This is a genomic window from Rhodococcus sp. 66b (assembly GCF_002076325.1).
GTDB lineage: Bacteria > Actinomycetota > Actinomycetes > Mycobacteriales > Mycobacteriaceae > Rhodococcus_F > Rhodococcus_F erythropolis.
In genome coordinates, this window is sequence record NZ_MUZB01000001.1 from 74,512 (window position 1) to 87,488 (window position 12,977).

The 12,977-nt window shown below is 64.1% G+C and carries 13 protein-coding genes; 11 read left to right on the forward strand and 2 right to left on the reverse strand.

The annotated features are described in order from the left end of the window. Window positions 1-34 precede the first annotated feature (34 nt). The 8 genes from B0E55_RS00320 (at window position 35) to B0E55_RS00355 (ending at window position 9,049) form a co-directional block, all read left to right on the forward strand. Window positions 35-1,192, forward strand: coding sequence for an HpcH/HpaI aldolase/citrate lyase family protein (locus B0E55_RS00320; protein WP_021342746.1), 1,158 nt, complete (start codon window positions 35-37; stop codon window positions 1,190-1,192). Further along, entirely contained in the window at window positions 1,189-2,478 is a 1,290-nt protein-coding gene (locus tag B0E55_RS00325) for a phosphoribosyltransferase family protein (protein WP_080908871.1), read from the forward strand. Before B0E55_RS00320 ends, B0E55_RS00325 begins: the two co-directional genes overlap by 4 nt. Next, a complete protein-coding gene (locus tag B0E55_RS00330) occupies window positions 2,475-3,584 on the forward strand; it encodes a cysteine protease StiP family protein (protein ID WP_080908872.1) in 1,110 nt (369 codons plus the stop codon). The genes B0E55_RS00325 and B0E55_RS00330 overlap by 4 nt, the downstream gene beginning before the upstream one ends. Continuing rightward, the gene (locus B0E55_RS00335) at window positions 3,581-4,438 is read left to right on the forward strand and encodes an HAD family hydrolase (RefSeq protein ID WP_080908873.1); all 858 of its coding nucleotides are present in this window, start codon (window positions 3,581-3,583) and stop codon (window positions 4,436-4,438) included. The genes B0E55_RS00330 and B0E55_RS00335 overlap by 4 nt, the downstream gene beginning before the upstream one ends. A 27-nt stretch (window positions 4,439-4,465) precedes the next feature. Beyond that, window positions 4,466-5,860 (forward strand): TerD family protein, encoded by a 1,395-nt coding sequence (locus tag B0E55_RS00340; protein ID WP_080908874.1) that lies wholly within the window; start codon window positions 4,466-4,468, stop codon window positions 5,858-5,860. Window positions 5,861-6,018: 158 nt separating this feature from the next. Further along, a complete protein-coding gene (locus B0E55_RS00345) occupies window positions 6,019-6,912 on the forward strand; it encodes an SGNH/GDSL hydrolase family protein (RefSeq protein ID WP_021333791.1) in 894 nt (297 codons plus the stop codon). Window positions 6,913-6,952: 40 nt separating this feature from the next. Then, window positions 6,953-8,509, forward strand: coding sequence for a TerD family protein (locus tag B0E55_RS00350; protein WP_080909045.1), 1,557 nt, complete (start codon window positions 6,953-6,955; stop codon window positions 8,507-8,509). 84 nt (window positions 8,510-8,593) lie between these two features. Further along, entirely contained in the window at window positions 8,594-9,049 is a 456-nt protein-coding gene (locus B0E55_RS00355) for a tellurite resistance TerB family protein (protein WP_003941110.1), read from the forward strand. A 56-nt stretch (window positions 9,050-9,105) separates the two neighbouring features. On the opposite strand, the gene B0E55_RS00360 is transcribed toward B0E55_RS00355, so the two are convergent. Continuing rightward, window positions 9,106-9,627: a 2-oxo-4-hydroxy-4-carboxy-5-ureidoimidazoline decarboxylase gene (locus tag B0E55_RS00360; protein ID WP_080908875.1), complete on the reverse strand. Its 522-nt coding sequence runs from the start codon at window positions 9,625-9,627 to the stop codon at window positions 9,106-9,108. 525 nt (window positions 9,628-10,152) lie between these two features. Here B0E55_RS00360 and B0E55_RS00370 point away from each other — a divergent pair. Further along, entirely contained in the window at window positions 10,153-10,485 is a 333-nt protein-coding gene (locus tag B0E55_RS00370) for a hypothetical protein (protein ID WP_020968326.1), read from the forward strand. A 271-nt stretch (window positions 10,486-10,756) separates the two neighbouring features. Beyond that, window positions 10,757-11,407 (forward strand): hypothetical protein, encoded by a 651-nt coding sequence (locus B0E55_RS32095; protein WP_241895995.1) that lies wholly within the window; start codon window positions 10,757-10,759, stop codon window positions 11,405-11,407. A gap of 217 nt (window positions 11,408-11,624) precedes the next feature. Here B0E55_RS32095 and B0E55_RS00380 read toward each other — a convergent pair whose 3' ends face one another. Then, the gene (locus B0E55_RS00380; RefSeq protein WP_024488001.1) at window positions 11,625-11,819 is read right to left on the reverse strand and encodes a hypothetical protein; all 195 of its coding nucleotides are present in this window, start codon (window positions 11,817-11,819) and stop codon (window positions 11,625-11,627) included. Window positions 11,820-11,842: 23 nt separating this feature from the next. Here B0E55_RS00380 and B0E55_RS00385 point away from each other — a divergent pair, with 23 nt between their 5' ends. Beyond that, on the forward strand, window positions 11,843-12,973 hold the full coding sequence (locus tag B0E55_RS00385) for a lipase family protein (protein WP_108912683.1): 1,131 nt from the start codon (window positions 11,843-11,845) through the stop codon (window positions 12,971-12,973). Window positions 12,974-12,977 lie beyond the last annotated feature (4 nt).

Below are 12,977 nucleotides of genomic sequence, written 5' to 3' on the forward strand. Positions count from 1 at the left end.
CATGGACTTGATTGCGGTTACAGAGAGAAGAGAAATGCAGCACTTTCAACATCTCGAGGACGACGTGCGGGAGCAACTGTTCCTGCATGCGCCTCGATCGTTCGCGGATTCCGACGAGAGGGATCTGCTCGCGATTGCTCTGGGTGCAACTCTCTACGTTCCTGCCACCCGAGCCGGGTTGGCCGACATCGTGGTCAAGCGTGCGTCCGAGGGCGTCAGCTCGATGGTGCTCGATCTCGAGGACGCCGTCGCTGATCACGAGGTCGAATCGGCGCGGGCAAACGCGGTTGACGCTCTCGACAAGATCGCGTCCACCGACGCCGTCGGCATGCTGCTGTTCGTGCGGGTTCGTGAAGTCGCGGACATCCACAAGGTCGCCGCGTCGTTGACCGAGGGGCGCGCCGCGCTCACCGGGTTCGTCATCCCGAAGTTCGGCAGCGAGTCCGGCCCCGTGTTTCTCGACGCCGTCGCGGACGCATCCGAGTTGCTGGGTAAGCATCTCTACGCGATGCCGGTACTCGAATCACCCGCGCTGGTTCACCGCGATACACGTGATCTCGAATTGCGCACCATCAGTGGGATTCTCGCGCAACACCGCGAGCGCATCCTTGCCGTCCGCATCGGCGCCACCGACATGTGCAGCACCTTCGGCATCCGTCGTGACCGCGATCTGACCATCTACGACGTGCGCGTGGTGGTCGACGTCATCGCCGACATCGTCAACTACCTCGGCCGCGCCGACGGTTCGGGTTTTGTCATCACCGGGCCGGTGTGGGAGTACTTCGCCGATCACGAACGCATGTTCCGGCCGATGCTGCGCGCCACCCCGTTCGAGGAACACGACGCCGTCCGGTTCCGTCAGCATCTCGTCAGCCGCGACCTCGACGGCCTGCTCCGTGAGATCGCGCTGGACCGAGCCAATGGAATCCAGGGCAAGACGGTCATCCACCCGTCGCACGTCGCGGCGGTCAATGCTCTCTCCGCGGTCACGCACGAGGAGTACCACGATGCCCTCGACATTCTCGGTGCCGACGCCGGGGGAGTGCAGGCCTCCGGCTACCGGAACAAGATGAACGAGATGAAGCCGCACCGCAATTGGGCCCATCAGACTGCGCTCCGCGCTCACGTGTTCGGTGTGACCAACAAGGGGATCACGTTTGTCGAGTTGCTGACGGCGTTGGTCGATCGATGACAGAGGTTGTCCAGTCCCGGGACGTTCCCTGGGCTACAGCAGAATTCGGCTTGGACCTCGTTCACGGTGATTCGTCGCTCGGGCATTCGGTGCCCGATCTGGTGATCCCGGGTCTTCGGCGGAATCCGCGTCGCGCTCACCTGCTGGTGTCCACTGTGCTGGGAAAGCACGTGCCCACCGAGCCGTCCGTGGTCATCGGTGCTGCCGACGACCTCGGCGATCTGGTGCGGACAACCCTCGGTGAGGGTGTCGACGTCGTCGTGCTCGGGTTTGCCGAAACCGCAACAGGTTTGGGTCATTGCGTTGCGGCCCGTCTGCGCGCTCACTGCTACCTGCACTCGACTCGTCGCGACGTACCCGGGGCTACGACGCTCGCCGGGTTCGAGGAGGGACACTCGCACGCCACGAGCCATCTGATGCAGCCGACGTCAGCCGAGCTGTTCGAGAACGACCTGCCACTGGTCCTCGTCGACGACGAGATCTCCACCGGCGCCACCGCGATCGATGCCATCCGGGCACTGCACGGGCAATGCCCGCGCAGCCGCTATGTCGTGGCCTCGCTGGTGGACATGAGAACCGAGGAACACCGAGCCGCCAGCGAAGCCGCGGCCACGGAACTGGGTGTACGAATCGACTACGTCTCTCTCGCTTCGGGTTCGACGGTCCTGCCCGACGGCCTGACCGAGCGCGTCACGGCGCTGGATGCTCCGGATCTCAACCCGATCGGTGATCGCCGCGGCACGCTGTCTCGGATGGATCTGCCGTGGCCCGCGCAAGTCCCCGACGGAGGCCGGCACGGTTTTCTCGATGGCGACACCGCGGCATTCGAGTCAGCCGTCGAGGCAGCGGTGTCCATTCTCGGATCGTCGATCGACGCGTCGCGTGCTGTGATCGTGATCGGTCACGAGGAGTTGATGTACCTGCCACTGCGCATCGCCGCGGGCTTGGAAAGCTCTGGGCGAGCGGTTCGGTACCAGACCACGACGCGTTCACCCGCCTACGTCGTCGACGTGCCGGGATACCCGCTGCGTCGCGGGTTCACCTTTCCGGCACCGGAACTGGGCGAGAACGAACCCCGATACGTCTACAACGCGCAGTGGCCTGACGCGGCGGTCGACGCCCTTGCCTTGCTCGTGGTGGACGAGCCCGCCGATACCGATCGGTTGACGGCGATGGACGGGGTGATCGAGGTGTTGCGGAACTCCGGCACCGACGTCCTGGTTGCCACCGTTCGCGGGGCCGATCCGTCGGCGCTGCGAGAATCCAGAGCAGGAGGCTCGTCATGAACGAACCATTGGTCGGGCCCGAATTCGGTTCGTACGCGCCGGGCGAAGTGAAGTGGCTGCTCAAGGATCTTTCGCACGTGGATCTCGAAGCGGATGTATCCGTGCGCGAGAAGCGTATTCAGTCGGGTGAGGCGCACTATGCCGAGTCTCTCCCCATCGAGTACCAACCCGATCAGGCATACCGGGATCTTTTCGAGACGGTGCTCGCCGAGAGCGCTCCACGGTTGGCGCGCGCTGTCGGGACCGTGATGGACTTGGTGCTGGCCGAGCGGGGGAGTGACATCACGCTGGTCTCACTCGCCCGGGCCGGAACACCGATCGGGATTCTGATGCGGCGCTGGGCCCAGCAGACCCGCGGGTTGACGTTGCCGCACTACGCGGTGTCCATCGTCCGTGGCAAAGGTATCGATTCCGTCGCACTCGATTATCTTGCGCACCATCACGACTCGGAGAACGTCGTCTTCGTCGACGGCTGGACAGGTAAGGGCGCCATCGCCCGCGAACTCGACGCAGCGTTGACGGAGTACCACGAGGCAGGCGGAGCCAAGTTCGATTCCGATCTGGCTGTTCTCGCCGACCCCGGCCACTGCGTGCGAACGTACGGAACCCGCGACGACTTCCTGATCGCGTCGGCGTGCCTCAATTCGACGGTGTCCGGCTTGGTCTCACGAACTGTCCTCAACGACACCCTTATCGGGCCCGGCGATTTCCACGGCGCCAAGTTCTACGCCGACCTCGCCGACGTCGACGTCTCCAATCGGTTGCTCGACGTGGTCTCGGCCGAGTTCGATTCGGTTCGCGGCGACGCAGCGGATTCTCTTGCTGCAGTGCTCGAATCCGATCGGACGCCGACCTGGGCCGGCTGGGAGTCGGTGGAGAAGGTGCAAGCCGAGTACGGGATCTCGACGGTCAACTTCGTCAAACCCGGTGTCGGAGAAACAACCAGGGTGTTGCTGCGCCGGCTCCCCTGGAAGGTTCTGGTGCGTGAACTCGACGCCCCGGAGCATGCACACATCCGGTTGTTGGCGCAGGCCCGCGGGGTTCCGGTCGAGGTGGTACCCGACCTCGCCTACTCGTGTGTCGGGCTGATCAAGGACATCACGTGAGCCGTGCGGACACCGCTGCGTCCCAGGTCCTGATCGCCACGGATCTGGACCGCACGATGATCTATTCGCAGGCCGCGATCGGCGGCGATCCCAGTGGCTCCGACCTGGATTCGGCGCCGAGCCCCCTGTGCGTCGAGTACTACAACGGCGGTCCGCTCTCGCACATGAGCGTCGAATCGATCGAACTGCTGACCGCGCTTAGCTCGCGGGTTCCGGTGATTCCGACAACCACCAGGACCATTGCGCAGTTCCAGCGGATCGATCTTCCCGGCGGACCGTGGAAGTACGCCATTACGAGCAACGGCGGAAACATCCTGGTGGACGGCGAAGCCGATCGCGAGTGGCGAAACGAGATCGACCGTTCGACCAGCAAGTCCGGCGCCGAATTGCCGCAGGTTCAGGCCGAACTGGAATCACGGATCGACTCGAGCTGGGTCAGCTCCATTCGTGTTGCCGACGACCTGTTTCCGTACCTGGTCGTCGATCTGGCCCTGATGCCGAGTGAATTCGAAACCGAATGGAATCACTGGTGCGTGACGCGGGGCTGGAACGTTTCGCGTCAAGGCCGGAAGATCTACACGATGCCCGACGCCGTGTCGAAGTCACGCGCACTGGCAGAGGTGCGCCGCAGACTGGTCGAGTCGGGTGATCTGGATCAATCCGCAGTCGTGATCTCGGCAGGTGACGGCGCATTGGATGCGGACATGCTCGAATACTCCGATTTCGCGATCCGGCCGAGGCACGGTGAGCTGGAAGAACTGAATTGGCAACGGCCGACCGTTACTGTGACAGAAAGGTCCGGTATCGCAGCGAGCGCGGAGATATTGCGGTGGTTCTCTTCCGCGCTCGGGTAATACACGCTCTCTATGAAGGGGATTTAGTTGTCTGTATCGCTTGCCAAAGGGCAGAACGGCCCGCTGGACGTCTCGGATGTAGTTGTGTCGGTTCAGCTGGCTGCAGCCGCTGACCTGTCTGCACTCCTCGTGACGAGCAACGGAAAAGTTCGTTCCGACGCCGACTTCGTCTTCTTCAACCAGCCGACCGGACCCGGCGTGCAATTGGTGCCCAACCCGGGTGGCACTGCCTCACTCCGAGTCTCGCTCGCCGGCGTCCCTGCCGATATCGAGCAGGTTCGCGCCGTGATCACGCTCGACGACGCTTCGTCGAACTTCGGGCGCAGCGCTGCACCCACCGCTCGGGTCTCCGACGCGGCCGGGAACGTGTTGTACGAGTACGTGATCGACGGTCTCACCACCGAGTCCATCGTCATCGCGCTCGAGGTGTACCGACGCCAGGGTGCGTGGAAGGTGCGCGCCGTCGGCCAGGGGTACGCGGGTGGATTTGCCGCGCTGGTCACCGATCACGGTGTGTCCGTCGACGATGCACCCGCGCCGCCGCCGCCCACTCCGGTCGCGGCTCCGGCTCCGATCACCCCGCCCTCGTCCGTCGCTCCTACTCCGCCGGCGTACAACCAGCCGCCGCAGCAGCAGCCTTCGTACAACGCGCCGCCGGTTCCGCCGGCCCCGCCCGCGTACAACCAGCCGCCTGCCTACAACCAGGGACCGACGCCGCCGGCCTACCCGCCGGCGCAGCAGCCTGCGTACAACCAGCAGCCGACTTACAACCAGGCACCCCCGGCGCCTCCCGTGCAGAACCAGCCGCCGGCGCAGCAGCCCGAGGTGAGCCTGGTCAAGGGACGCCCCGTCAGCCTGACCAAGGGCCAGAAGGTCACGCTCCGCAAGGAGGGCGGCGTCGCGCTCACCATGATCCAGATGGGTCTGGGTTGGGATCCGATCAAGAAGAGCGGTCTGTTCGGAAGCCGTACCGCCGACGTCGACCTAGACGCTTCGGCACTCCTGTACGCCGACGGCAACCTCGTCGACGTCTGTTACTACGGTCAGCTGACGTCCAAGGACGGCTCGGTCCGTCACATGGGTGACAACCTGACGGGCGACGGAGATGGTGACGACGAGGTCATGCTCGTCGATCTGCAGCGGGTCCCGGCTCACGTGACCACCGTGATCTTCACCGTGACCTCGTACCGCGGACACACGTTCGAGCAGGTCTCCAACGCTTTCTGCCGTCTCGTGGACAGCACCACCAACTCTGAGCTCGCTCGATACACGCTCCAGGGCGGCATGGCTTTCACCGGAATGGTGATGGCAAAGGTGTACCGCGCGAACGGCGAATGGAAGCTGCAGGCCATCGGTGAAGGTATCCAGGCCAAGCACGCAGGAGAAGCTGCGCCGCAGCTGGGCCGTTTCCTCACTGCTTGAGTCGAGACTGCATAGTCGAGATGAATCCGGTTCGGCGGTAGGTGGTTTCGATCGCCGTCCGCCGAACCGGACATCGTTGTCCCCTCCGTGCGTTAACCTCATGCGGCATGTCGAGCCGTCAGTCGAGCGGCCGTGCGCGAGAGGACTTGGCACAGTAGATGATCACTCGAGGGAAACTTCTCGGTCGGGCGGCGGCCGTCGCAGGCGTTGTGCTGGCGCTCGTGAGCACCGGAATCGCGCAGGCTTCGGTGCCCCAGTCGGCACCGCCGGCAGGTTTTTCCGAGACCGGGATCAAGTACGTCGCCCTCGGTGACTCCCGCGCCTCCGGTCCAAGGCTGGAACCGATGTACCCCGACGCCTGCTCGCGTTCGTACGAGAACTTCGCGGGCAAGATCTCGCGGGCGCTCGACGTGGCCGAGTTCGCTGATGTCTCTTGCAGCGCGGCACGCGCCGAGAACATCATCGACACCCCACAGCTGATTCCGAACTACTGGCCCGTCCAGCTCGATGCCGTTCACCCGGACACCGACCTGATTACCATCTCGATCGGCGGCAACGACTCCAACAGCATCTTCCTCGGCCCCCTGTGCGTCGCTCCGGGACCGGGAACCGATCGTGGATGTCGGTACGACCCGCTCGCGAATTCCGTCGCCCAGTCCGGAATCGACCGGGCTGCCGGAGAATTGGATCGCATCCTGACCGCGGTCACGCAGCGCGCGCCTAACGCTCGCATCTACCTGATCGGAGAGGGCGGCATGATCTCCTCTCGCGGATGCTGGCCGAACATCCCGTTCTCAGACGCCGACGCATCCTGGTTCATGGACTACTTCGCTCGCTACAACACGAAGTTCGACGAGGTCGCCCACGCCCACGGTGTGCGCACTGTCGACATTGCGGCGGCGAGCATCGCCGGCGGGCACGACGCGTGTGCGAGTGCAGATCAGCGTTGGTTCGAAGGCCTGTTCTCGGAGTCGACGGCGCAGCGCTTGCACTTCACGGACGCCGGGATGACCGCGGTGGCCGATCTAGTGGTGGCGGACCTGCAAGGCTGACCGAGAGAGCCCGGTCATGGCATAGTTCGCTGCTGTGGGTATGACTTTTGTTCCCGGACAGAACGCGCCGCTGCAGGCGCCCGTGGTGACGTTTCGAGCCGAGAGCCAGACGCCGTTCGACGTGTCGGCGCTGGTAGCGGACGCGAACCTGCGGGCATTGACGTCCGCGGACTTCGTGTTCTACAACCAACCATCCACCGCTGGAGTGCAACTCGACCAGAGCGGCATCCGGGTGGAACTCGATCGACTTCACCCCGATGCCGCAGCAGTGTTGTGCATCGTCAGCGTGGATCCGGCAGCGACGGCCGCGGGAGCCTTTCGCACGGCCGGGCTCTCCGCCACCCTGAGCGATCAATCCGGTTCGGTCCTGGCCGAATTCGCGATCCCCACCGCAGGCACCGAGACAGCGGTCATCTGCTGGGAGCTGTACCGAAAGTCCGGTGCCTGGAAGATTCGGGCCGTAGGGCAGGGCTATGCGGGTGGTCTGGCGGAACTGATCTCGGTGCACGGCGTCGAGGTCGACGACGAGCCGGCACAACCAGCCCCGACAGCCGCGCCCGCGTGGGACTCCGCGGTGGAGCCGTTGGAGGTGGGCCGCGGCCTCGAGCGTGCGTGGATGATCTTCGAGGACGCCTCCCGATCTGCCGCTTCCTTCGTCTCCAGCAGTGAGTACGCGCTTGCCCGTTTGGACGAGGATCTGACCGCAGCCGTCGCAGATCCGTCGTTGCGGAACTCGGCAGCGGGAGTGGCGGCGCGCGATGCCGCACAGAAGCGTCACGACGACCTCGTCACACTCGCGCGGGACAATCACGCCCGCGACAGCGCTCAGCTTGCGCACGAACTCGGTGTGATCGACGGCGTGCTCCCACGGTCGATGGCGTCGTGGAAGTCGGTGTCGTGGGCGGGAACAACTGATCCGGCCCAGATCACGGCCGTCAGCGACGGTATGCGTCTTGGCGAGCTGTCGGCTCCGGACCGCGGCACGCTCACCGTGCCCTACTGCGTCCCGTTGCCATTGCGCCGGCCGATCTGGGTGGACAGCACGTCGAGCAAAGCGGCGCTCGGACTGATCAGCGCCGTCACCGTGCGCGTCATGGCCGCCGGCCCGATGCCGCTACTCGACGTCGTCGATCTGACCGGCTCGCTGACGCCACTGACCGACCGACTGGCACCCATGCTCGCGGGGCCGGTCATCACCGCTCACACCGAGATCTCGGCGCGCTTGCGGGCACTGGCCGAGGCCGTCGACATGGGCGAGCTCGCGCGAATGAGTGGTGTCGCAGATGGCCCGAGTTCCCTGCGCCTGTTGATCCTCAGCGATTTCCCGCACGGATACTCCGCCGAAGACGCACAGACCATCATGTTCCTCGCCGAACGCGGGCCGGCAATCGGTTTGTCCATACTGATTGTCGGAGAGGACGAGTCGAACTTCGCGGAAGAATCCGTCGCCGCGCTGTCCGAGGGGTGCCAACATCTTTCGGCAGCAGGGCAGACGGAGGTTCACGATCCGTGGACCCGCACGCAATGGCACTTCACCCCGGACGTGCTCGACCCGATCTCCGAGTCGCGAATTCTGGCAGTGTTCGACCGCACCTAGTGGCCGATGGCGGATTGCCGAGCGCACAGGCAGAGTGGTGGTACGACCACGCGCGGTGTGTGGCGGCTATACTCGAGGAGACTCATGGCATTCTGGGATCAGTTGAAGGCTAAGGCTCAGGAGATGAACGGCCAGCTCAAGACAAAGACCAGCCAGTTCCAGAACAAGGAATTCAAGAACGCGAGCATGGCAATGTGCGCGTTGATCGCCGCCGCAGACGGTTCGATCGATCCGTCGGAGCGTCAGAAGACCGCCGCGCTGATCATGAGCAACGAGTCGCTCGCGGTCTTCCCGCCGGACGAGCTTCGTGAGCAGTTCGACTGGTACTGCAGCAAGCTGTCCTCGGACTACGAGTTCGGCAAGGTCGAGGCAACCGCGACCATCGCCAAGCTCAAGTCGAAGCAGGATCAGGCCCGCGCAGTCATCCAGATCGGCATCATCATCGGCGGCGCGGACGGCAACTTCGACGAGCACGAGCGCGGCGTCGTACGCGACATGTGTTTTGCAGTCGGAATCTCTCCGGCCGAGTTCGATCTCTGATCGATTCAGAGCATGAAAGCGGGTGCGGCGCGAAAGCGCCGCACCCGCTTTTCTTTTCAGTACTCGGGATAACCGTCCTCGGGTCCCAGCATGCGCTCGATCCTCGTCCGCGTGATCTTGGCGAGCTCGTCGACGCAGACCTTGCGCTCGACGGACCGCTCGTTGGACATGCGCTCGCCGATGTTCTCGAGCAGGTCGTCGGCGTCGTGGCCGTGCGAACACCACAGATACCGGAAGCCGAAGTTCCGCTCGTACTCCTCGCCGGCGCGATAGATGGTTGCCATGACGGCGTCGTCCGGAACCCAGATCGAGCATTGCTCGAGGTGGGACGGCACGCTGTTCCTACGGACGCCGACCGGTGGATGGCATTGCAGGGCGCGTTCGACGTCGACGTCCGAGAGGTTGAGAATCGCGTCCTCGGCGCGCGAGAGGATCTCCGCGTGATCGGCGAACGGACGTCCGTCGCTGACCCACCCGGCCCAGGTCAGCGAGCAGCAGCACTCGAACAGTGCGTGAACTGCCTTCTGTCGCGGTAGTTCGTTGAAGCGCTCCAACCCGATCGATTGATGTAGCAGCATGTGACCTCCCGGCCCGTTGTGCCTTCAGGCGCGCTCGACATGCCGCGCGGTAACCAGATGCGCGACCATTTCGATAATCCGCCGCTTCACCTGGGAAAGGAAGGTTTGCTCACCGAGTTTTCAGGTTCTTAACGCGGCGTAACGAGCTGACCCACACAACGCAGGAGCCCCACCGGCGACAACCGGCGAGGCTCCAGACCGGGACCCCTTGGAAGGAAAAGACCCGATCGTGACTGACCTTCTTCTCTGGTCGGCCCGTATCCAGCTAGGCGCTTTGCTCGCTCGGGCTCGCGATCGCCACCGGCGCCTTCGTACCTTCTTTCGCCGTGCAACGAGACCTCACACTGCAAGCACGGATCATCGAAAACCTCGTCGGGATCTTCCCTGCGAACGTCGACAGCGCAACCATCGCCATCACCAGCAAGCTCAAAACGAACACCAAGGTCGTTAATAGGGCGCTCGCTGCGAAAAAGTGCGCAGAGACCAGTTCCGCGGTCGACGTTGAGTAGTTGTACGGATTCGCGGGTGTCGCTGCGCGTGCAGGCTCAGGATGTGACCATCTGGCGGAAGATCGGCGTGTTGTTCCTTGCATTGGTCTGGACGCTCGTGGCGGCGGCCTTGGTGTTGTTCGGTCTGTGGGATTCAATCGACACGAGCTGTGACGGACCTGCGGAACGCGACATGGCCGGTGGCGGATGGCTGGTGATCGCGACGTTGTCCGTATGGTCTGGGGCATTCGTCGTGTGCGCGCTTCGTCTCCGCACCGTGACTGCGGCCGTGCTCGCGACACTGTCGGTCGTATCGTCGACACTGGTCGTGGTGAACATGCTCGCCACTGCCTCGGGCCTTTGTTGGTGAATGTCTATTCGCCTTCCTGGTCGTTCACGCGTTCGGATTTTTCGATGATCGCGTGCATCGAAAAAATGCTTATACCCAACGTGATCACCCCCTCGAACTTCCCGAAAAGAACCGCGTTAAGAAGTTCAGAAGTGTTGCAGGAAAACAATTTTGGGCCCGGGTTGCATAGGTGATCAAGTGCCCCACAGATTCGTTACCCCAGTTCCGCCCGTTCTGGACAGGCTTTCGGGTTCCGCTCATTAGCCACCGTGGTCTTGGACATACTGAGGTCATGACGAGCCGAGGAGTGGTACGTAGTTGGGACGTGGGGGGTATGCAGGGCGTGATCGACTCCGCAGACACTCCGGGCGGTAGCTGGACCTCATGGACATCTGTAGTGGTCCACGGGTTCCCGGGTTTGGTCGAAGGTCAGGAAGTCGAGTTCGAGTGGAATCAACTCGACGAGGCGGCAGACGGTTACGACTTTCACACCGTGCAGGCGTGGCCAGTCGGCGAGGACCACACGCCGCCGGGACCGCCCGGTTTCAGGGCTTGGGATATCGATCCCGACGGCACCGTTCACGAGGTCACCGATCTAGACATCACCGACCTCGACGATACGATCGCGCCCCCGATCGGCACCCCAGCGATCGGTGTCGTCACCACGTGGAATGGTGAGGAAGGCTGGGGAGTCATCGACTCCGCGGACACTCCGGGCGGTTGTTGGACCTTCTACAGCGCCCTACACCCCGACGAAGTCATCAACGCTCGGCCGGGCGACAGTTTCAGCATCGGCGGAGGGATCAGCGCTCTCGTCGTCGGAGAGCAGGTCGACTTCGAATGGGAGCCGGTCATCGACCAGGACGGATACAAATTTCGTGCGATCAAGGTCAGGCCGCGGCGGGATATCCCCCCGTGGCGCGTCGAACGAATCGGTAGGTAGCTCGACATCGACGGCACGTCGACGACCACTTGCCCTGCCTCGAACGCCGCGAAGCGCTCGCCAACCGCAGCCTCGAGCACCCTCGCATCAAAGTCCCACCTCACTGGCTCAACGTCGACGGACCGATCATGCTCGAGGTAGCCCTTGGGCATGCCTCTTCGTGCGCATTCGACCCCGAAGACAACCATCAATCGTGCACCGTGCCACATCATTGCCCTCACCACGCATTTCCAGCCACACCTTGTGCGCGCCGTAGACCGAATAGTTCTCGGTATGCACGGCTGACCTCGGCTGTAAGTTCTTCGTCGTGCACGGTCCGCTGGCCCCTCGACTGCAGGAGCGGCACCCGAAGATGGTCGAACCAGTACGCCGGCGCCGCCGGTTCGCGCAGAATGGAAGTCGGCGCAGACACCGACGAACCACGGGAGCGATGCGATGATCCGACGACGGCTCGGCCAAGCATTGATGGTGATCGCACTCGCCTCCGCGGCCGTTTCGACCGCGCCCGTCCACGCGCAGGAACCGTCGTCAATCACGACGCCGGGCACAGTGACCGCGGCAACTTCCCTGCCGCACTCCTTCTGGATTCCCGGCGCCGCCAACGCATCAAAGCTCACGTACTGGTCCACGGGACCGCTGAACCAGCCCGCGTTGAGTACGGGCGCGCTCTTCCTGCCCCCCGGCGATCCACCCGACGGCGGCTGGCCGGTCATCTCGTGGGCTCACGGCACTGTAGGTATTTCCGACCAGTGCGCTCCCACCGTGACCGGGACCGTCGGCAGTCCGTACCTCACGAACTGGCTCTCGCAGGGCTACGCGATCGTCGCGACCGACTACGTGGGGCTCGGCACGCCGGGAATCCACGCGTACCTGGACGGACCGTCGGCGGCGCACAGCGTGATCGACATGGTGCGTGCCGCGCGTGCGGTCGAACCGTCGCTCTCACCGCGGTGGTTGGCACTCGGACAGTCTCAGGGCGGGCAGGCCGCTATGGTCACGGCAGCGATGGCCACACGGTACGCACCCGAATTGGACTACCGGGGCGCGGTCGCGACCGGGGCGCCGTCCAATCTGGAGAACCTTGCACCACTCGTGGTGCCGGACTTTCCCCGCTTGCCACTGACCGGTAGCACCGTGTTCGTCTCGTACCTCTTGGCCGGACTCCGGGCGGCGCGACCCGATCTCGACATCGATCGCTACCTGACACCACGCGGCACGGATGCCCTGGCCCGAGCCGAAACCGACTGCTACCAGGACATGGCATCGGGCCTCGGCGACGTCACGATCGGCGATCTGGTGAACCGGCCCCTCGACGATCCCGCGGTGCTGGCTGCTGCTCGCGGCATGCTGGAGATCCCGACGACCGGGTACGACCGGCCAGTGTTCCTCGGGCAGGGGCTGACGGACGAGATGGTGCCGGCACCGCTGGCTTTGAAACTCGCGGCCGAACTCGCCGCCAACCGCCAGCCAGTTACATTCCGAACATATCCGACCGGTCATATCGAGACGATGCGGGCAGCGCTCCCCGAAAGCCTCTCGTTCGTCCGGAATCTCTTCCAGCCGTAGGTGA

Excerpts from the sequence above, each read along its gene's own strand:
- B0E55_RS00360 (WP_080908875.1), bottom strand. The coding sequence starts at position 9,627 with ATGCTGCTACATCAATCGATCGGGTTGGAGCGCTTCAACGAACTACCG.
- B0E55_RS00350 (WP_080909045.1), top strand. The coding sequence starts at position 6,953 with ATGACTTTTGTTCCCGGACAGAACGCGCCGCTGCAGGCGCCCGTGGTG.
- B0E55_RS00325 (WP_080908871.1), top strand. The coding sequence starts at position 1,189 with ATGACAGAGGTTGTCCAGTCCCGGGACGTTCCCTGGGCTACAGCAGAA.
- B0E55_RS32095 (WP_241895995.1), top strand. The coding sequence starts at position 10,757 with ATGACGAGCCGAGGAGTGGTACGTAGTTGGGACGTGGGGGGTATGCAG.
- B0E55_RS00385 (WP_108912683.1), top strand. The coding sequence starts at position 11,843 with ATGATCCGACGACGGCTCGGCCAAGCATTGATGGTGATCGCACTCGCC.
- B0E55_RS00345 (WP_021333791.1), top strand. The coding sequence starts at position 6,019 with ATGATCACTCGAGGGAAACTTCTCGGTCGGGCGGCGGCCGTCGCAGGC.
- B0E55_RS00355 (WP_003941110.1), top strand. The coding sequence starts at position 8,594 with ATGGCATTCTGGGATCAGTTGAAGGCTAAGGCTCAGGAGATGAACGGC.
- B0E55_RS00330 (WP_080908872.1), top strand. The coding sequence starts at position 2,475 with ATGAACGAACCATTGGTCGGGCCCGAATTCGGTTCGTACGCGCCGGGC.
- B0E55_RS00320 (WP_021342746.1), top strand. The coding sequence starts at position 35 with ATGCAGCACTTTCAACATCTCGAGGACGACGTGCGGGAGCAACTGTTC.